This is a genomic window from Aestuariicoccus sp. MJ-SS9 (assembly GCF_032586235.1).
In the GTDB taxonomy this organism is placed as follows: domain Bacteria; phylum Pseudomonadota; class Alphaproteobacteria; order Rhodobacterales; family Rhodobacteraceae; genus Aestuariicoccus.
The window spans coordinates 46,884-65,815 of the sequence record NZ_JAWHTD010000001.1; the positions used below are offsets into that span (position 1 = coordinate 46,884).

Consider the following 18,932-nt stretch of genomic DNA (forward strand, 5'->3'; position numbering starts at 1 on the left):
CTGCTGCGCCCCTTACATTGCGGATCGCGATGGTGTTTACAGCGCGGCATCGGAAAGGACCAGAACCATGACGTTATGGGTGTTCGGCTACGGATCGCTGCTTTGGAACCCGTGTTTCGAAGTGGCGGAGACGGCGCATGCCACGCTCTCGGGCTATGCGCGCAGCTTTTGCATGCGCTCGATCCATCATCGCGGCACCGACGAGAACCCGGGCCTGGTGCTGGCGCTCGACGAACATCCGGGCGCGGTCTGCGAAGGGCTGGCGCTGCGCGCGGCGCCGGGCACCGAAGAGGCGACGCTGGCCTACCTGCGCGAGCGCGAGCTGATCTCGTCGGCCTATCTGGAGAAGACGCTGCATGTGGATCTGGCCGATGGCCGGCGCGCGCAGGCGGTGACCTATGTGATCGACGCCGAGCACGTTCAATATTGCGGCGGGCTGGCGTTGGAGGAGCAGGCGCGGATCATAGCGCAAGCGGTGGGCGGGCGCGGCCCCAACACCGAATATCTGATCAATACGGTGGCACATCTCGACGAGCTGGGCATCCCGGATGCAGAGCTGCAATGGCTGGCCCGGCGAGTGGCTGCGATAAGCGGATAACCGCTTGGCTTGACTGCCTATCACCCTTAGGGTCTGCGACGATGTTCACAACCGCCCGGGTTCACAAATGAACCAGCCCGACCTAGAGGCCGAGCCGCATTTCAGCCAACCCGTCCGCCAGATCGTGTCGATGCTGGTGGTGCTGGGCCTGTCGGCCGGTGGTGCGGTGCTGGCGTTGCCGCGCGTGCTGCCGGTGTTCGAGGCCAACCCCTATCTGAACGGGTTCATCCTGTTCGTCTTTGTGATCGGGGTGCTGTCGTGTTTCTGGCAGGTGGCGCAGCTGATGATCTCGGTGCGCTGGATCGAGCGCTTTGCCGGGTCGCGGATCGCCCCCTACCAGCGCGCCCCGCAGCTTCTGGCGCCGCTGGCGACGCTCTTGCGCAGCCGCGCCAAGCGGATGCAGATCACCACCACCTCGACCCGCTCGATCCTCGACTCGGTTGCCACACGGATCGACGAGGCGCGCGAGATCACGCGTTATATCGTGTCGCTGCTGATTTTCCTGGGGCTTCTGGGCACGTTCTATGGCCTCGCCACGACGGTGCCCGCGCTGGTCGACACGATCCGCTCGCTGGTCCCGCAAGAGGGCGAGAGCGGCGCGGATCTCTTCAGCCGGCTGATGAGCGGGCTGGAAAGCCAGCTGGGCGGGATGGGCGTGGCCTTTGCCTCGTCGCTGCTGGGCCTGGCGGGCTCGCTGATCGTCGGTTTGCTCGAGCTCTTTGCGGGCCACGGGCAGAACCGGTTCTACCGCGAGCTCGAGGAATGGCTGAGCTCGATCACCAAGCTGGGCTTTTCCCACGGCGATGGTGAATCCGGCCCTGATCTGGGCGCGGCGGGCGTCGTGCTCGACCAGATGGCGGAACAGATGGAGCGGCTGCAGTACCTCTTTGCCTCGGCCGAGGAAAGCCGGTCGGAGGTGGACAGCCGACTGGGTCAGCTGGCGGATTCGGTCGAACGGCTGACCGAACGGCTGGAGGCGACGGCGCCCTCGTCGACCGCGCTGGCGCGCATTGCCGACGGGCAGGACCGGCTGATCGACGTGCTGCAGCACCGCGAAAGCGGCGAAGGGATCGATGCCGAAAGCCGGATGCGGCTGCGGTCGATCGACGTGCAGATGCTGCGCATCCTCGAAGAGATCAGCGCCGGCCGTCAGGAAAGCATGGCCGAGCTGCGCACCGACCTCGCGGCGCTGTCGCGCACGCTGGGCCAGCTTGCCAAAGAGCGTCAGAATTACGTTCCGCTGCGTGCACAGCGCGGTGAACCGCCCAAATCCGGGCAGGAGAGCTGACCATGGCGCTGTCGCGCCGCACAGGACAACGGTTCCAGGCCTCGATCTGGCCCGGCTTCGTGGACGCGATGACCGGGCTCTTGCTGGTGCTGATGTTCGTGCTGACCATCTTCATGGTGATCCAGTTCGTGCTGCGCGAAACCATCACCGGGCAGGAAACCGAGCTGAACACCCTCTCGGCCGAGATCGCCGCGCTGGCGCAGGCGCTGGGGGTGCAGGAACGGCGGAACACCGCGCTGACCAACCAGCTGGGCGAGCTCGAGGTGACGCTGTCGGACAGCGAGGACCAGCTGGCCGAACAGCGCGCCATCATCGCGTCCCTGACTGCCACGCGCGACCGGCAGGCAGCGGCGCTGGACGCGGCGGACGCCCGCATCGCCAGCTTTGAGGATCAGGTCGCCGTTCTTCTGGCCGAACGTGACGACGCCCGCGCCTCGGTTGCCGAGCTGACGGCCACGACCGAAGAGTTGACCGCCGCGCGCGAGGCGCTGAGCTCGGAACGCGACGCGCTGGAACTGGCTTTGGCGGCCAGCCGCAACGAGATCGACGCGCAAGCCGAGGCCGCGCGGCTGGCCGCCGCACGCCGCGAGGCGCTTGAGGCGCTGATCGCGGACCTGCGCACCAACGCCGCCGAGGCCGAGACACGGATCGGTAACCTGACGTCCGACGTGGAAGGATTGCAGGCGGATCTGACCACGGCCGAGGCGCGGATCGGCAGCCTGTCGTCCGACCTCGAAGGTCTGCAGGCGGAATTGTCCGAGGAAGAAGCCCAGCGGCTGGCCGAGGCCGAGGCCGCCGCGGCGTTGCGCAGGCGGCTGGAGAACGCCAACGCCGAGCTGACCGCGATGACCATGGCGCTTGAGGCCGAACGCGCCCGCGCCGAAGAGACGCTGACGCTGCTGGCCGCGGCGCGCGAGGCCGAGGACGATCTGAACGCCCGGCTGGCGGCGGCGCTCTTGCAGGGGCGCGAGGAAACGCAGCTTTTGAACACGCGGCTGCAGGAACAGGCCGCCGATATCGCCGAACTGCAGGACGCGCTGGCCATGGCGCGGGCCGAAAACGGCACCGCCGGCAGCACCATCGCCGAACTTCAGTCCGATCTGGCCGCCGAACGCAGCGCCCGTGAAAGCGCGGAACGCGCGCTGGCCGACGCGCGGCGCGCGGGCGACGTGGCCGAAACCCGGCTGTCGGACCTCTCGGCGCAGCTGGCCGCCGCTTTGGCGCGGGTGACCGAGGCGGACCTGATGGAAACCGAACTGGCCGCCTTGCGTCAGGAGGCCGACACCCTCGTCGCCACCATCGCCGAAGGCGAGGCGCGCGAGGCCACTTTGAGGGCCGACCTGGCCGCCGCCCGCGAAGGGCTGGCCGAAAGCGAAGAGGCGGCCGATGCCGAGACAACCCGGCTGGCCGAGGCCCTGGCCGCGTCCGAGGCTCTCGTGGCGCGCCGGGATGCCGCGATCGCGACCTTGCAGGCCGAACTGGCCGAGGCGCAGGCCCGCGCGGTCGAGCGCGGGGCGGATGCCCGCTCGCTCGAGGAACGGCTGGCGGCGGCGCTGGCCGCCCGGCTCGACGCCCAGACCAGCGCCGAGGAAACCCGCGAACGGCTTGCTGCCGCGCTGGCCGCACAGGCCGCTGCCGAGGCCCGCGCCGATGAGCGGCTGAGCGAGGCCGAGCGCCGGCAGGCGTTGCTGTCGCAGGCGCAGGTGGAATTGCAGGACAGCCGCGCGCGCGCCACCGCCGCCGAACGGCAGACGGAGCTGCTCAACCAGCAGGTCGCGACCCTGCGCCAGCAGCTGTCGCAATTGCAGGGCCTGCTGGACGAGGCCCGCGCCAGCGATGCCGAGGCGCAGGTGCAGCTGCAAAACCTCGGGTCGGAACTGAACGCAGCACTGGCGCGGGTGGCCGCCGAGGAACGCCGCCGCCGCCAGCTGGAAGAGGCCGAGCGCAAGCGGCTTGAGGCGCAGGCGAAGGACCTGGAACGCTACCGCTCGGAATTCTTTGGCCGCCTGCGCGACGTTCTCGGCGCGCAGGAAGGGGTGCGGATCGAAGGCGACCGCTTTGTCTTTTCCTCCGAGGTGCTTTTCGCGCCCGGCGAGGCCGAGCTGTCGCCGGACGGTCGGCAAGAGATCGCCAAGGTCGCCGACATCCTGCGCGCCGTGGCGGGTGACATCCCCGAGGAAATCGACTGGGTCATCCGGGTCGACGGCCACACCGACGACGTGCCGATTCGCCCCGGTGCGCAATTCGCCGACAACTGGGAGCTTAGCCAGGCGCGGGCCCTGTCGGTCGTGCGCTACATGATCAATGCGCTCGACATCCCACCCGACCGGCTGGCCGCGAACGGCTTTGGCCAGTACCAGCCGGTGAACCCCGCCGACACGCCCGAGGCGCGTGCGCAGAACCGGCGGATCGAGTTGAAGCTGACCGAGAAATAGCGCCTAGCGCACCGTTACGTCCGCGTGCCGGATGGCGATCACCGTCTCGCCGCGCATCAGCCGCACGTAACCGCGATAGGCCCCTGCGGGCCAGCCGCCCGCGGGGGCGCGTTTACCGAAGGCGCGGAACATCTGCGCCTGACTGTCCTCGATCAGCACGCTGCGGTCGAAAACCGGCCCCTCCGGCCCGCTGGCCGACAAATGCAGCACGTCGCCCGGTTCGGCATGGAAGGCATGGCCGTAAAGCACCATCGGCTGATCGGGTTGCAGGTCACGGGCGCGGGCGGCACCGGACTGCACCTCGGAAAACTCGGGGACGCGGTCGGAAAACCCGGCGGTGAAGAGGCCGGTGCGTTCATACGGGATCGGCTCTTTCCAGAGAGTTTCGCGATTCGTGTCGCAGCCGGGCTCGGCTGCGGGGTTGAACGGGTCGACCGGCTGGCCGTCCTTCAGCACCGAAATATGCACATGCGGATAATTCGTCTGGCCGCTGAGCCCGACCAGCCCGAGCACATCGCCCGCCGCGACGACTGTGCCTGGCGTCACCGCGACCGAGCCCATTTTCATGTGGCAGTAGAGCGTTTGGTAGCCGTTGCCGTGCACGATTCGCACCGCGTTTCCGCATTCGCGGCCGCGCAATTCCTCGGCGATCTCAGGCGAATAGGGGCGATCGGTCATGCCGTCGCGCAGCGCGTCGACCCGACCGGCGGCCGCGGCCCGGACGGGCACGCCCGCAGCCATCGCATCGAAGGACAAAAGCGCGATATCCGTGCCGCGATGCCCGTCGCGGGATTTCAGCCCGCAGGCGTAATCGGCCTGGCCCGGGCCCGGGTCGGCATCGACGTAATCCTCGATAAAGCAGGTCTTGCCCAGGGTGCAGTCGAGCGGCAGGTCCAGAAAAGCAACCTCCGCCGCAGCGGGGGCTGCGGCGGAGGCCAGGATCGCCCACAAGAGGCGCATGTTCAGTCTGCGGTGAGAAGCGGCGGCTTTTTCGAGCTGAGGCGCGGCTTGTCCGGCCCTTCGAGGTTCAGCACCAGCTCGCCATCCTTGACCGCGACCTTGACGAGGCCACCCTTGGCCAGCTTGCCGAAAAGCAGTTCCTCTGCCAGCGGCTTCTTGATGTGTTCCTGGATCACGCGGCCCAGCGGACGTGCGCCCATCTTGTCGTCATAGCCCTTGTCCGCCAGCCATTCGGCGGCGGGCTTGGTCAGTTCGATGGTCACGTTGCGGTCCATCAACTGCGCCTCGAGCTGGAGCACGAACTTTTCCACCACCTGCAGGATGGTATCCTTCGGCAGCGGTGCAAAGCTGATCACCGCATCCAGACGGTTGCGGAATTCCGGCGTGAAGGTGCGTTCGATGGCGGCGGTATCCTCGCCCTCGCGGCGGTCGCGGCCGAAGCCGATGGCGGCCTTGGCCTGTTCGGTGGCGCCGGCGTTCGAGGTCATGATCAGGATCACGTTGCGGAAGTCCACCGTCCTGCCGTTGTGGTCGGTCAGCGTGCCGTGGTCCATCACCTGCAGAAGGATGTTGTAGACATCCGGATGCGCCTTTTCGATCTCGTCCAGCAGCAGCACGCAATGCGGATGCTGGTCGACCCCGTCGGTCAGCTGACCGCCCTGGTCAAAGCCGACATAGCCCGGAGGCGCGCCGATCAGGCGGGAGACCGCGTGCTTTTCCATGTATTCCGACATGTCGAAGCGCAGCAGTTCGACGCCCAGCGTATCCGCCAGCTGCTTGGCCACCTCGGTCTTGCCGACACCGGTGGGACCGGCAAAGAGGTAGTTGCCGATCGGCTTCTCGGGCTCGCGCAGACCGGCGCGGGCCAGTTTGATGGCCGACGAAAGCGCCTCGATCGCCTTGTCCTGGCCGAAGACCACGCGCTTGAGCGTCGCCTCCAGGTCCTTGAGTACCTCGGCATCGTCCTTGGACACGTTCTTGGGCGGAATGCGGGCGATCTTGGCCACGACATTCTCGATCTCCTTGGTGCCGATGGTCTTGCGGCGCTTGGATTCGGCCACCAGATGCTGCGCCGCGCCGGCCTCGTCGATGACGTCGATGGCCTTGTCGGGCAACTTGCGGTCGTTCATGTAGCGCGCCGAAAGCTCTACCGCGGACTTGATCGCATCGGCGGTGTATTTGACGCTGTGATGCTCTTCGAAATAGGGCTTGAGACCTTTGAGAATCTTCACCGTGTCCTCGACCGAGGGCTCGTTCACGTCGATCTTCTGGAACCGGCGGCTGAGCGCGCGGTCCTTTTCGAAGTGCTGACGGAACTCTTTATAAGTGGTCGAGCCCATTGTGCGCAGCTTGCCGCCCTGCAACGCGGGTTTCAGCAGGTTCGAGGCGTCCATGGCCCCGCCCGAGGTGGCGCCCGCGCCGATCACGGTGTGAATCTCGTCGATGAAGAGCACCGCGTCGGGGTGATCCTCCAGCTCGGTCACCACGGCCTTGAGCCGTTCCTCGAAATCGCCGCGATAGCGGGTGCCGGCCAGCAGCGCGCCCATGTCGAGCGAATAGATGGTGGTATTCGACAAAACCTCGGGCACCTCGCCGGTGACGACTTTGCGCGCCAGCCCCTCGGCGATGGCGGTCTTGCCAACGCCGGGGTCGCCCACCAGCAGCGGGTTGTTCTTGCGGCGGCGGCAGAGCACCTGGATGCAGCGCTCGACCTCATGCTCGCGGCCGATCAGCGGGTCGATGTCGCCCTGCCGCGACTTGGCGTTGAGGTCGACGCAATACTTGGCCAGCGCGGATTCCTTTTCCTCGGCTGCGGGGGCCTCGGTCGCCTGCGCCTCTTCCTCGGCTTCGGTGGCGCCGGTCACCGGGCGGCTTTCGCCGTAGGCCGGGTTCTTGGCGACGCCATGCGCGATGAAGTTGACCGCGTCGTAGCGGGTCATATCCTGTTCCTGCAGGAAATAGGCAGCGTTCGATTCACGCTCTGCAAAGATGGCCACGAGGACATTCGCGCCCGTCACCTCGGTCCGGCCAGAGCTTTGCACGTGGATGGCGGCGCGCTGAATGACGCGCTGGAACGCGGCGGTCGGAACCGCCTCGGACCCTTCGATATCGGTCACGAGGTTCGACAGATCCTCGTCGATATATTCCACCAACGTCGTTCGCAGCTCTTCGGTGTCGACCGAACAGGCCTTCATCACGCGGGCCGCATCGGGTTCGTCGATCAGGGCCAGCAAAAGGTGTTCCAGCGTCGCGAATTCGTGGCTGCGCGAATTGGCCAGCGCCAGCGCCGAATGGATTGCCTGTTCCAGTGTGTTCGAGAATGAAGGCACGGGCGTGCTCCTTCTTATCTGCGCTGCCTCGGGTCGGTGCAGCATTGCCTCTTAGTATTAAAGTTTGGTCGATTGCCGTGGGTCTTCAAGGTTTTTCTTTGTTTTCTCGCGTCACATTTCGGAACAGTGGCGAAAACTGCCGTGATCGTGACCTAAAAGCGATCCTTGCGGGCGCGGATTTCTGCGAAGGCCTCGACGTCCGACGCGCCGGGCATGCCAATTGCGGATTTGACCCCGGGCAGGTTGGCCCGCAGGAACGGGTTGGTGGCCAGTTCTTCGGAGAGCGTTGACGGCACGGTCGGCTGGCCCTTGGCGCGTGCCGCCGTGATGTCCTTTGACCGAGATGTAAGCGCGGCGTTGTCCGGTTCAATGGTCAGCGCGAATTTCGCGTTCGCGGCGGTGTATTCGTGGCCCGAGCAGACGGTGGTGTCGGGCGGCAGCGCGGCCAGTTTCGACAGGCTCGTCCACATCTGGTCCGCGGTGCCCTCAAAGAGCCGCCCGCATCCCAGCGCCATCAGGCTGTCGGCGGTAAAGACCAGCCCGGCAGAGGGGATGTGAAAGGCGATATGGCCGATGGTGTGCCCCGACACGTCCATGACCTGCACCGTCTCGCCGGCAAAGGTGAAGCTTTCGCCATCCGCGACGGCCCGGTCGAGCGGCGGCAGGCGTTCGGCATCGGCGGCGGCGGCGGTGACCTTGGCGGGATATCTCTCCAGCAGCTCCGGCACGGCGCCGGTGTGGTCGTGGTGATGGTGGGTCAGCCAGATGTCGGTCAGCGTCCAGCCGCGCGCCGCCAGCGCATCGAGGATCGGAGCGGCCTCGGGCGCGTCGACCACGGCGGTGGCGCCGCTTTCGGCATCATGCACGAGGTAGGTGTAATTGTCGGAAAGCGCGGGAAGCGTTACAAGTTCGAGGGGCATGGTCAATCGGGGCCTCCTTTGTCAGACTGCAACCAGAGTGACCGATAAGCCAAGGGGCTGCAATGCACCTGGACGTGCAGGACCTCCGCGATTTCTACTACGCCAGCGCGCTTGGCCGCGCGGCGCAGCGCATCGTGCGGGAACAGACGCTGGCCTTCTGGCCCGAGGCCAAGGGGCAATCGGTCGCGGGCTTCGGTTTCGCCGTGCCGCTCTTGCGCCCCTACCTGCCGAACGCCCGCCGGGTGATCGGCCTGATGCCCGCGCCGCAGGGGGTCATGCACTGGCCCGCCGGAATGCCAAATGTGTCGGTGCTCTGCGAAGAGACGCGCTGGCCGATCGAGACCGGGCATGTGGACCGGCTGATCCTGATGCACGGGCTGGAAACGTCGGAACGCCCCTCGGACTTGCTGGACGAATGCTACCGGGTGCTCGGGCCCGGCGGGAAGGCGCTTTTTATTGTGCCGAACCGCTCGGGGCTCTGGGCGCGCAGCGACGCCACGCCGTTCGGGTTCGGGCGGCCCTATTCGCTGAGCCAGCTGGAATCGCAGCTCAAGCGGCACGATTTCCTGCCCGAGGCGCATGTGTCGGTGCTCTATCAGCCGCCGTCGTCGCGACGGTTCTGGATGAAGACCGCGCCCTTCTGGGAGCGCGCGGGCCGCACGATTCCCGCGATCATGGCCGGGGGTGTGATGATGGTCACAGCCGCCAAGCGCTATCCGCCGCAGCGCAAGGGGCTGGGTGAAAAAGCCCGGGTGCTGAACCCGCTGGACGTGCTGACGCCGAAACCCGCAAAAGCGCCCAAGCCGGTCTGACCGGAACCCTACCCGCCGCAGGGCCGCGACGGGATTCGCAGCCGGTGACCGGGCGGTGCGCCTAAAATTTGTGCAAATCCTTGCGGGCGGTTCATTTCGCGCGACGAAAAACACTCGGGACCGGGCCGGACTGGCACGATGCGGTGTCAGGAATGGAGACAAAAAACCTGTCATTCGGAATGCCGGCAGGGCGCGCGGCGCGGGCCAGTTGCGGGGCATGGCGACCCGTAACCCCATAAAATCCAGCGCATTGGCGGGGTTGGGTGGCGACGGTGAGGTCCCCGGGCACGGCCTTACGGAAGAGTGTTACCGCTGACTCCCGCCCTCGCGCTTTTGCAGGGGCCGCGCGCGGGGGGCAGAGAATCGTCGTTTTTGCCGCCTTTTCAGACGCGCAGATGGTCGCACTTTGTGCAAAGCCCCGGAAAATAGGGGCTTCCGACGGCTCTTTATTACGCCTTAGCATGTTGCGGGGTGGGAGTGCCTCTGCTACATCCGCGCTGATTTTTGGCGTCATGGACCTATGTCATGACGAAACACACGTCTCCGGGCCCACCTGCAAGGGCGGGCCACGGGGGCATCATATCGGAAGGGTGGACGTGTCTGAATCAGCTTCGATTTCCTCCGGCATCGCCGAACGCTATGCCACGGCGGTCTTCGAGATCGTCAAGGAGAACAAGAACCTCCCCAAGCTCGAATCCAATCTGGACGATCTGGCGCAAGCCTTGTCCGAAAGCGCCGATCTGTGCGAATTGCTGAATTCGCCGGTTCTGAGCCGCGCGACGCAGGCCAGCGCCATTGACGCCATCGCGTCGAAGATGGGTCTGATTCCGGCGGTGAAGAACGTGCTGGGCCTGATGGCGGCCAAACGCCGCCTGTTCGTCGTGCCGCAGATGGTGCGCCAGCTGCAGGAAATGATCGCCGATGAGAAAGGCGAAGTGACCGCGGATGTGGTATCGGCCAAGGCGCTGACCGCGACCCAGTCCAAGAAACTGGCCGAGACGCTGAAGGCGCAGGTCGGGAAAGATGTGAAAATCAATGCGACTGTCGATGAAAGCCTCATCGGTGGACTTGTCGTCAAGGTGGGCTCGAAGATGATCGACACGTCGATCAAGGCGAAGCTCAACTCCCTCCAGAATGCAATGAAAGAGGTCGGATAAATGGGTATCCAAGCAGCCGAGATTTCTGCGATCCTAAAGGAGCAGATCAAGAACTTTGGCCAGGAGGCCCAAGTGGCCGAAGTGGGTCGCGTGCTGTCGGTCGGCGACGGTATCGCCCGCGTGTACGGTCTCGACAATTGCCAGGCCGGCGAGATGGTCGAATTCCCGGGCGGGATTCGCGGCATGGCGCTGAACCTGGAATCCGACAACGTCGGTGTGGTGATCTTCGGCTCGGACCGGGACATCAAGGAGGGCGACACCGTCAAGCGCACCAAATCGATCGTGGACGTGCCGATCGGCGACGCGCTGCTGGGCCGGGTCGTGGACGGCCTGGGCAACCCGCTGGACGGCAAGGGCCCGATCGAAACCTCGGCCCGCGGCGTCGCCGACGTCAAGGCCCCGGGCATCATCCCGCGTAAATCGGTGCACGAGCCGATGGCGACCGGTCTGAAATCGGTCGACGCCATGATCCCGATCGGCCGTGGCCAGCGCGAGCTGATCATCGGCGACCGTCAGACCGGCAAGACCGCTGTGGCGCTCGACGCGATCCTCAACCAGAAGTCCTACAACGACGGTGCCGGCGCCGACGAGAGCAAGAAGCTCTATTGCGTCTATGTCGCCGTGGGCCAAAAGCGTTCGACCGTGGCGCAGCTGGTGAAGAAGCTCGAGGAAACCGGCGCCATCGAATATTCGATCGTCGTCGCCGCCACCGCGTCGGACCCCGCGCCGATGCAGTACCTTGCACCCTACACCGCGACCGCCATGGCCGAGCATTTCCGCGACAACGGCCGCCATGCGCTGATCATCTACGATGACCTGTCCAAGCAGGCCGTGTCCTACCGTCAGATGTCGCTGCTGCTGCGCCGTCCGCCGGGCCGCGAAGCCTATCCGGGCGACGTTTTCTACCTGCACTCGCGCCTGCTGGAGCGTTCGGCCAAGCTGGGCGACGACCACGGCAACGGGTCGCTGACCGCGCTGCCGATCATCGAAACCCAGGGCGGCGACGTGTCGGCGTTTATTCCGACCAACGTGATCTCGATCACCGACGGCCAGATCTTCCTGGAAACGGAACTGTTCTACCAGGGCATCCGCCCGGCCGTGAACACCGGTCTGTCGGTGTCGCGCGTGGGCTCTTCGGCTCAGACCAACGCGATGAAGTCGGTCGCCGGCCCGGTGAAGCTGGAACTGGCGCAGTACCGCGAAATGGCGGCCTTTGCGCAGTTCGGTTCCGACCTCGACGCCGCGACCCAGCGCCTGCTGAACCGTGGCGCGCGTCTGACCGAGCTGATGAAGCAGCCGCAGTATTCGCCGCTGACCAACGCCGAGATCGTCTGCGTGATCTATGCCGGCACCAACGGCTTCCTCGACAAGCTGCCCGTCGCCGACGTGGGTCGCTTTGAACAGGGCCTGCTGGCGCACCTGCGCGGCAAGCACAAGGATCTGCTGGACTGGATCACCAACGAGGACCCGAAGGTGAAGGGCGAGGCCGAGGACAAGATCAAGGCCGCAATCGCAGAGTTCGCCGACGACTTCGCATAAAGGAGGGAGCGGTTCATGCCTTCTCTCAAGGACCTGAAAAACCGGATCGAGTCGGTCAAATCGACCCGCAAGATCACCAAGGCCATGCAGATGGTGGCCGCCGCGAAACTGCGGCGGGCACAGGATGCCGCCGAACAGTCGCGCCCCTACACCGAGCGGTTCATGTCGGTTCTGGGGTCGCTCGCGGCTTCGGTCGGCGACAGCGACAGCGCGCCCCGGCTTTTGTCGGGGACGGGCAAGGACGATGTGCACCTGCTGGTGGTGATGACGGCGGAACGCGGCCTCTGCGGCGGCTTCAACGCCAACATCGCCAAGCTGGCGCGCCAGAAGGCGACCGAGCTGAAAGGCCAGGGCAAGACCGTCAAGATCCTGACCGTCGGCAAGAAGGGTCGCGATTCGCTGCGCCGCGATCTGGGTGACCACTTCGTCGGTCACATCGACATGACCGACGTCAAGCGCGTGGGCTATGCCGACGCGCAGTCGGTGGCGCGTGACGTGCTGGGCCGCTTCGACGCGGGCGAGTTCGACGTCGCGACGATCTTCTTCTCGAAGTTCGTCAACGTCGTGTCGCAGATCCCGACCGCGCAGCAGGTGATCCCTTTCGTGGCGCCCGAAGGCACCGCCGAGGAAGAAGAGACGACGCTCTACGAATACGAGCCCGGCGAAGAAGAGATCCTCGCGGATCTGCTGCCGCGCGGCGTGGCGACGGCGATCTTCTCGGCGCTGCTGGAAAACGGGGCGTCCGAACAGGGCGCACGCATGAGCGCGATGGACAACGCCACCCGCAACGCGGGTGAGATGATCGACAAGTTGACCATCGAATACAACCGTTCGCGTCAGGCCGTCATCACCAACGAACTGATCGAAATCATCTCGGGCGCGGAAGCGCTCTAACGGAACCGGAGACGAAACATGGCAAACGCAAAAGGCAAAGTGACCCAGGTCATCGGCGCCGTGGTCGACGTGCAGTTCGAAGACCACCTGCCGGCGATTCTGAACGCGCTGACCACCGACAACAACGGCAAGAAACTGGTTCTGGAGGTTGCGCAGCACCTGGGTGAGAACACCGTCCGCACCATCGCGATGGACGCGACCGAAGGGCTCGTGCGCGGTCAGGAAGTGACCGACACCGACGGCCCGATCTCGGTGCCGGTGGGCAACGCCACGCTGGGCCGTATCCTGAACGTCGTGGGCGAGCCCGTGGACGAACAGGGCCCGGTCGAGGCCGACGAATACCGCCCGATCCACGCGGAAGCGCCGAAGTTCGAAGAACAGTCGACCGAATCCGAAGTGCTGGTCACCGGCATCAAGGTGATCGACCTGCTGGCCCCCTATTCCAAGGGCGGCAAGATCGGCCTCTTCGGCGGCGCAGGCGTGGGTAAGACGGTTCTGATCATGGAACTGATCAACAACATCGCCAAGGTGCACTCGGGCTTCTCGGTTTTCGCCGGTGTGGGTGAACGAACCCGCGAGGGCAACGACCTCTACCACGAGATGATCGAATCCAACGTGATCAAGCCCGACAATCTGTCGGACAGCCAGGTGGCGCTTGTTTACGGCCAGATGAACGAGCCTCCGGGGGCCCGTGCCCGCGTGGCGCTGACCGGCCTGACCCTGGCCGAACAGTTCCGCGACCAGTCGGGGACCGACGTTCTGTTCTTCGTCGACAACATCTTCCGCTTCACCCAGGCGGGCTCCGAGGTGTCGGCGCTTCTGGGCCGTATTCCTTCGGCCGTGGGCTATCAGCCGACGCTGGCAACGGACATGGGGCAGATGCAGGAGCGCATCACCTCGACAAAGGCTGGCTCGATCACGTCGATCCAGGCCGTCTATGTGCCCGCGGACGACCTCACCGACCCCGCGCCTGCGACGACCTTTGCGCACCTCGACGCCACGACCGTTCTGTCGCGCGCGATCTCCGAACTGGGCATCTACCCGGCGGTGGACCCGCTCGATTCGTCGTCGCGCCTGATGGACCCGCAGATCGTCGGCGAAGAGCATTACAAGGTGGCACGTGACGTGCAGGGGATCCTGCAGCGCTACAAGTCGCTGCAGGACATCATCGCCATCCTCGGCATGGACGAACTCAGCGAAGAGGACAAGCTCACCGTCGCTCGTGCGCGGAAAATCCAGCGCTTCCTGTCGCAGCCCTTCGACGTGGCGAAAGTTTTCACCGGCTCCGACGGCGTTCAGGTTCCGCTGGAAGACACCATCTCCTCGTTCAAGGCGGTTGTGGCCGGCGAATACGACCACCTGCCCGAAGCGGCCTTCTACATGGTCGGTGGCATCGAAGAGGTGAAGGCCAAGGCCGAGCGTCTGGCCGCCGAAGCAGCCTGATCGCGAAACAGGCGCAGCTCCTCCAGTCCTTGCGGACTGTCCTCGCGAGGAGGGCCCGCAAGGGACCGAGGAGCGGCTCCAAGCCAAAGGAATGACAGCAGATGGCTGAGACAATGCAATTCGATCTGGTCAGCCCCGAGCGCAGCCTGATGTCGGCCGAGGTCAAATCGGTGGTGATTCCGGGTGCGGATGGCGACATGACCGCCATGCCCAACCACGCGCCGCTGATCACCACGCTCCGTCCCGGAATTCTGCGGGTCGAGACCGACAAGGGCACCGAGGAATTCGTCGTGACCGGCGGCTTCGCCGAGATCGGCGAAGGCCTGTCGGTTCTCGCCGAACGCGCGCTGCCGCGCGCCGACATGGATCAGGCCACCTATGAGGCCCTCGTGGCCGAAGCGCAAGACGCCTATCACCAGGTCAAGGAAACCTTCAAGAACGAGCCCGGCCCCGTCGACGACGCGGCCAAGCTCTTGCAGGACATGGTTGCCGTCGGGGCCCATATCGGCCTCGATCCCAAGCAGCCGTCGCTCTGATCCGGCACGGCACGACATCGAAAAAGCCCCGCAGGTTCTGCGGGGCTTTTTCGTTTGGCCCGCACACCGCCTGCCACGACACGCCATCCGGTTGCGCCCGATAAGGAACCCGCTTCGCCCGGCGGCATTCCCGCCTCTCGCGGGTGCCGAGGCGCGCTTTAAGGGTCCCATTTCCGCCATTTTGCCAGTATACGAACCGCGCAACGGGCAATCAGAGGCGGGTGATGCGCAAACTACGTGCCGCGCGGATCGGCATCGATCAGGGCAACGAGGAACTGTTTTCCGATTTCGCCAATGGCGGCGAGATGTGGATCGGGTCGGGCTCGCGCGAGCGGCGCAAGAGGATCCATTTCTCCGAACCCTTCAGCACCATACCGGCCGTGCATGTGGGCCTGTCGCTCTGGGACATGGACAGCGGCGCCAATGTGCGCGCCGATCTGGCCGCCGAGAAGGTCACCGAAAAGGGGTTCGACATGGTGTTCCGCACCTGGTCGGACAGCCGCGTCGCGCGGGTGCGGATGGCCTGGATGGCCGTGGGCGAGGTCAAGTCCGAAGACGACTGGGACCTGTACTGAGACACAGGCGCAACACGGCCACGGACCCGATCCGGGGCCTCTGCGCTGCCTGTCCTCAGGCCCGCCGCCGCGCCAGCAAGAGGCCCACCGCGGTGGCGACGTAGATCGCGAGGCTCGCCGCGGCCATGCCGCCCAGGAACAGCGCAAAGGCCGCCTGCATCGGCGACAGCGCGGCCAGTTCCGGCAGGCTCAGCGCCGGGTGCAGCGCACCCGTCGCCGCGACCCATCCCATGGTCGCCGCCAGCCAACCCAGCATCGTCAGCACGGCCAGCACCATCACCCCGCGCACCGCCGGGCGGCGGAACCGCAGCCCCTTGCGCAGCGCGGCGATCTGTCGGCTGATATCGTGCTGGATGGCCACCAGCGCCGGCACCACCAGCAGCACCAGCAGCATCCCGAACCCCAGTCCGTAAACCAGAGTGATCACCGTCGGCTTCAGGAACTGCGCCTGGCTGGATTGCTCGTAAAGCAACGGCGCCAGCCCCAGAACCGTCGTCGCCGTGGTCAGGAACACCGGCCGCAGCCGGTCCGCCGCGCCGTCTATGATCGACGGCACCAGCCCCCGGGTCGCGCCGTATTCGTCGATCTGCGTCACCAGAACGATCGAATCGTTGATGATGATCCCGGTCATGCCCAGCAGGCCGACCACCGTGAACATCGACAACGGCACATCCCAGAGCGCATGACCATAGATCGTGCCCACGAGGCCGAAGGGAATGACCGCCATAACCACCAGCGGCCGTGTCCAGCTGGCAAAGACCCAGGCCAGCACCAGGTAAATGCCCAGCAGAACCAGCACCAGCCCGGTCCGCGCGTCGTTCAGGAAATCGCCCTCCTGCTCGCTCAGACCGGCCAGGCGGTAATCCACTTGCCGCTCGCTGGCGATAGTGGGCAGGATTTCTTCCTGCAGCGCCTGCATGATCTCGGTCGCGCGGGCGGGGTCGTCGTCGGAAATGTCGCCGGTGACCGATATCAGCCGCACCCCGTTCTCGCGCCGCACGGTGCTGAAGCCGGTCCGCCGCTCGACGCTGACGATATCGGCGAGCAGCACGTAATTGCCTTCGGGCGTGCGCATCTGCGTGCGTTCCAGGAAATCGGCGGTCAGCTCGCCCGTGGGCAGCTCGATCCGGATCGCGGCGCTGCGGGGGCCGTCGGGATAGGTCGCGGCCTCGATCCCGCCCAGCCGGTCGCGCAGCACGCGGCCCAGCCCGTCGATGTCGAACCCAAGCGCCTGGCCCTGCGCGGTCAGCTCGAGGATCAGCTCTTCCTTGTCATAGGCGAGGTTGTCCTCGACCGCCGAGACCTCGGGGAATTGCGCCAGCGCGGTTTTCAGGTCTTCGGACGCGGCCTTCAGCGTTTCCGCCGTCGCGCCGTAGAACTGCACGTCCAGCGCATCGCCGCCGGGCCCCGACCGCCAGCCGCGAAAGCTGATGGTCTCGACCAGCGGATGCCGCGCGACGCGGTCCTGCAGCGCGCCGACGAAGGCAAAGCTGGAATAGGGGCGCAGGTCGGCGTCGATCAGTTCGATCGAGAGGCCGCCCAGCTGATCAGGCTCTTTGGTGTCCGTTCCGCTCAGGCCCCGCCCTGCGTTGCCGCCCACCTCGGCGATCACATAATCCAGCGGGTTGCGGCCGTATTCGGCCTCGTATTCCGCGCCCAGCTCTTCGGCGGCGGCTTGCATGGCGCGCATCTGTTCCAGCGTGTCCTCGCGCGTGGCGCCGGGCGCCATGGCGAAATTGCCGGTGACCGAGGAGCGTTCAGGCGCGTTGAAGAACCGCCACTGCACATCGCCCGTGATAAATAGCGCCGCCTGCGAGGCGAGCAGCGCCAAAGCGCCGGCCAGCACCACGTAGCGCGCGGCGATCACCCCGGCCATGAAGGGGCGGAAGAGCGTCTCGCGCAGCCAGACGAAGCCCCGGTTCACCACCCGCGACGGCATGTCGTACCAATGTTGCTTCGCCGAATGGGCGATGGCATGGGACATGTGGTTGGGCAGGATCAGGAAGCACTCCACCAGGCTGGCCAGCAGCACCACGATCACCGTAAAGGGGATATCGGCGATCAGGTCGCCGAACCGTCCGCCGATCGCCACCAGCCCGAAAAAGGCGATCACCGTCGTCAGCGTGGCGCAGAAGACCGGCAACGCCATGCGCCGCGCGGCGGTTTCCGCCGCCTCGACCGGGGGCAGGCCGCGCCGGGCCAGGTGATCGGCGTGTTCGCCCACCACGATGGCGTCGTCCACCACGATCCCCAGCGTGATGATCAGCGCGAAGAGCGAGATCATGTTGATCGTGATCCCGGCCACGTACATCAGCGCGATGGCGGCCAGCATCGCAGTCGGAATGCCTGCCGCCACCCAGAAGGCGGTGCGGGCGTTGAGAAACAGAAAAAGCAGCGACACCACCAGCGCCAACCCGGTCAGACCGTTGTCGAGCAGGATGTTCAGACGCCCGGTGATGTATTCCGCCCGGGTTCGGATCAGATCGACGCTGACGCCGTCGGGCAAGGTGGCCTCAAAACCCTGGGCGACCTCCTCGACCTGGCGCTGAATGCCGATGGCGTCGCCGCGGTCGGACCGGTCGACGCGGATCGAGATGGCGGGGTTTTCACCGACGAAATAGCTGCGCTCGCGGTCCACCCCCTCGACCCTGATACGGGCGACATCGCCCACGCTCAGTTGGGTGCCGTCGGGCAGCGAGCGCAGCACGATCCCGGCGATCTGGTCCGCCGCGCGCTTTTCGGTGCCGGTGCGCACCCGCGCGCCGCCGCCCGACACGTCGCCCGCCGGGTCGGTGTCGACCTCGGCGGCGATGGCAGTGGCGATCTCGCGCATGGTGACGTCATAGGCGATCAGGTTGGACGAGGGCACCTCGATCACCGTCTCCGGCGCGGCGAGCCCCCGGATCGTCGTGCGCGTGACGCCTTCGGCAAAGAGCCGCGCGACCAGTTCGTCGGCAAAGCGGCCCAGCTGGTCCACGCCCACCGGCCCGGTGATCACCAGATCGGTGACCCGGTCGCGCCAGGCGCCGCGCCGTACGGACGGGTCGTCGGCCTCTTCCGGCAGGGTGCTGACGCCATCGACGGCGGTCTGCACGTCGCCGGCGGCGCGGGCCATGTCCCAGCCCGGCTCGAATTCAAGCTCGATCGAGGCCACCCCCTCGCGCGACCGGGCCGAGCTTGATTCCACCCCTTCGATCGCCAGCAAGGCGGGTTCCAGAACCTGTACGATGGCGGTGTCCACATCCTCGGCGCCGGCGCCGTCCCAGCGCACGGTCACGTCGACCTCGTCGACGATCACGTCGGGAAAGAATTGCGCCCGCATGTTCGGGACGGCCAGAAGACCGGCGGCGATGAGCACCACCAGAAGCAGGTTCGCCAGCGTTCTGTGCCGCACGAAATAGCTGAGGATACCGCCTGCCGCCCCGGGGATCGCGCGCGCCATGGT

At 66.0% G+C, this 18,932-nt stretch carries 14 protein-coding genes; 10 read left to right on the forward strand and 4 right to left on the reverse strand.

Annotated features, from left to right (window positions below):
• Positions 1 to 67 precede the first annotated feature (67 nt).
• The 3 genes from RXV88_RS00230 to RXV88_RS00240 all read left to right on the forward strand — a co-directional run bounded on the left by RXV88_RS00230 (position 68) and on the right by RXV88_RS00240 (position 4,321).
• Positions 68 to 598: a gamma-glutamylcyclotransferase gene (locus tag RXV88_RS00230; protein ID WP_316289668.1), complete on the forward strand. Its 531-nt coding sequence runs from the start codon at positions 68 to 70 to the stop codon at positions 596 to 598.
• Positions 599 to 665: 67 nt separating this feature from the next.
• Positions 666 to 1,886 carry a biopolymer transporter ExbB gene (locus tag RXV88_RS00235; protein ID WP_316289669.1) on the forward strand — a complete coding sequence of 407 codons (1,221 nt, stop codon included), beginning with the start codon at positions 666 to 668 and terminating at the stop codon, positions 1,884 to 1,886.
• A 2-nt stretch (positions 1,887 to 1,888) separates the two neighbouring features.
• A complete protein-coding gene (locus tag RXV88_RS00240) occupies positions 1,889 to 4,321 on the forward strand; it encodes a peptidoglycan -binding protein (RefSeq protein ID WP_316289670.1) in 2,433 nt (810 codons plus the stop codon).
• A 3-nt stretch (positions 4,322 to 4,324) separates the two neighbouring features.
• Here RXV88_RS00240 and RXV88_RS00245 read toward each other — a convergent pair whose 3' ends face one another.
• The 3 genes from RXV88_RS00245 to gloB form a co-directional block, all read right to left on the reverse strand.
• On the reverse strand, positions 4,325 to 5,281 hold the full coding sequence (locus RXV88_RS00245) for a M23 family metallopeptidase (protein ID WP_316289671.1): 957 nt from the start codon (positions 5,279 to 5,281) through the stop codon (positions 4,325 to 4,327).
• Between the two features lie 2 nt (positions 5,282 to 5,283).
• Complete coding sequence (gene clpA / locus RXV88_RS00250) at positions 5,284 to 7,611, reverse strand: ATP-dependent Clp protease ATP-binding subunit ClpA (RefSeq protein WP_316289672.1); 2,328 nt, start codon at positions 7,609 to 7,611, stop codon at positions 5,284 to 5,286.
• Between the two features lie 152 nt (positions 7,612 to 7,763).
• Positions 7,764 to 8,531: a hydroxyacylglutathione hydrolase gene (gene gloB / locus RXV88_RS00255; RefSeq protein ID WP_316289673.1), complete on the reverse strand. Its 768-nt coding sequence runs from the start codon at positions 8,529 to 8,531 to the stop codon at positions 7,764 to 7,766.
• Positions 8,532 to 8,593: 62 nt separating this feature from the next.
• On the opposite strand from gloB, the gene RXV88_RS00260 reads away from it, so the two are divergent.
• From RXV88_RS00260 to RXV88_RS00290, 7 genes are all read left to right on the forward strand, one after another.
• Complete coding sequence (locus RXV88_RS00260; RefSeq protein ID WP_316289674.1) at positions 8,594 to 9,343, forward strand: class I SAM-dependent methyltransferase; 750 nt, start codon at positions 8,594 to 8,596, stop codon at positions 9,341 to 9,343.
• 590 nt (positions 9,344 to 9,933) lie between these two features.
• Complete coding sequence (locus tag RXV88_RS00265; protein WP_316289675.1) at positions 9,934 to 10,500, forward strand: F0F1 ATP synthase subunit delta; 567 nt, start codon at positions 9,934 to 9,936, stop codon at positions 10,498 to 10,500.
• Positions 10,501 to 12,039: a F0F1 ATP synthase subunit alpha gene (gene atpA, locus RXV88_RS00270; protein ID WP_316289676.1), complete on the forward strand. Its 1,539-nt coding sequence runs from the start codon at positions 10,501 to 10,503 to the stop codon at positions 12,037 to 12,039. It begins immediately after the preceding gene.
• Positions 12,040 to 12,054: 15 nt separating this feature from the next.
• Positions 12,055 to 12,933, forward strand: a complete 879-nt coding sequence (locus RXV88_RS00275; protein ID WP_316289677.1) for a F0F1 ATP synthase subunit gamma — start codon at positions 12,055 to 12,057, stop codon at positions 12,931 to 12,933.
• An 18-nt stretch (positions 12,934 to 12,951) separates the two neighbouring features.
• Complete coding sequence (gene atpD / locus RXV88_RS00280) at positions 12,952 to 14,376, forward strand: F0F1 ATP synthase subunit beta (protein WP_316289678.1); 1,425 nt, start codon at positions 12,952 to 12,954, stop codon at positions 14,374 to 14,376.
• A 101-nt stretch (positions 14,377 to 14,477) separates the two neighbouring features.
• Positions 14,478 to 14,912 carry a F0F1 ATP synthase subunit epsilon gene (locus tag RXV88_RS00285; protein WP_316289679.1) on the forward strand — a complete coding sequence of 145 codons (435 nt, stop codon included), beginning with the start codon at positions 14,478 to 14,480 and terminating at the stop codon, positions 14,910 to 14,912.
• 224 nt (positions 14,913 to 15,136) lie between these two features.
• Positions 15,137 to 15,487, forward strand: coding sequence for an H-type lectin domain-containing protein (locus RXV88_RS00290; protein ID WP_316289680.1), 351 nt, complete (start codon positions 15,137 to 15,139; stop codon positions 15,485 to 15,487).
• Positions 15,488 to 15,542: 55 nt separating this feature from the next.
• Here RXV88_RS00290 and RXV88_RS00295 read toward each other — a convergent pair whose 3' ends face one another.
• Positions 15,543 to 18,929: an efflux RND transporter permease subunit gene (locus tag RXV88_RS00295; RefSeq protein WP_316289681.1), complete on the reverse strand. Its 3,387-nt coding sequence runs from the start codon at positions 18,927 to 18,929 to the stop codon at positions 15,543 to 15,545.
• Between the last annotated feature and the right edge of the window lie 3 nt (positions 18,930 to 18,932).

Coding starts and splice junctions, on each gene's coding strand:
- RXV88_RS00240 (WP_316289670.1), top strand. CDS start 1,889: ATGGCGCTGTCGCGCCGCACAGGACAACGGTTCCAGGCCTCGATCTGG.
- RXV88_RS00275 (WP_316289677.1), top strand. CDS start 12,055: ATGCCTTCTCTCAAGGACCTGAAAAACCGGATCGAGTCGGTCAAATCG.
- RXV88_RS00235 (WP_316289669.1), top strand. CDS start 666: ATGAACCAGCCCGACCTAGAGGCCGAGCCGCATTTCAGCCAACCCGTC.
- atpD (WP_316289678.1), top strand. CDS start 12,952: ATGGCAAACGCAAAAGGCAAAGTGACCCAGGTCATCGGCGCCGTGGTC.
- gloB (WP_316289673.1), bottom strand. CDS start 8,531: ATGCCCCTCGAACTTGTAACGCTTCCCGCGCTTTCCGACAATTACACC.
- RXV88_RS00245 (WP_316289671.1), bottom strand. CDS start 5,281: ATGCGCCTCTTGTGGGCGATCCTGGCCTCCGCCGCAGCCCCCGCTGCG.
- RXV88_RS00285 (WP_316289679.1), top strand. CDS start 14,478: ATGGCTGAGACAATGCAATTCGATCTGGTCAGCCCCGAGCGCAGCCTG.
- RXV88_RS00260 (WP_316289674.1), top strand. CDS start 8,594: ATGCACCTGGACGTGCAGGACCTCCGCGATTTCTACTACGCCAGCGCG.
- RXV88_RS00230 (WP_316289668.1), top strand. CDS start 68: ATGACGTTATGGGTGTTCGGCTACGGATCGCTGCTTTGGAACCCGTGT.
- atpA (WP_316289676.1), top strand. CDS start 10,501: ATGGGTATCCAAGCAGCCGAGATTTCTGCGATCCTAAAGGAGCAGATC.
- RXV88_RS00295 (WP_316289681.1), bottom strand. CDS start 18,929: ATGGCGCGCGCGATCCCCGGGGCGGCAGGCGGTATCCTCAGCTATTTC.
- RXV88_RS00290 (WP_316289680.1), top strand. CDS start 15,137: ATGCGCAAACTACGTGCCGCGCGGATCGGCATCGATCAGGGCAACGAG.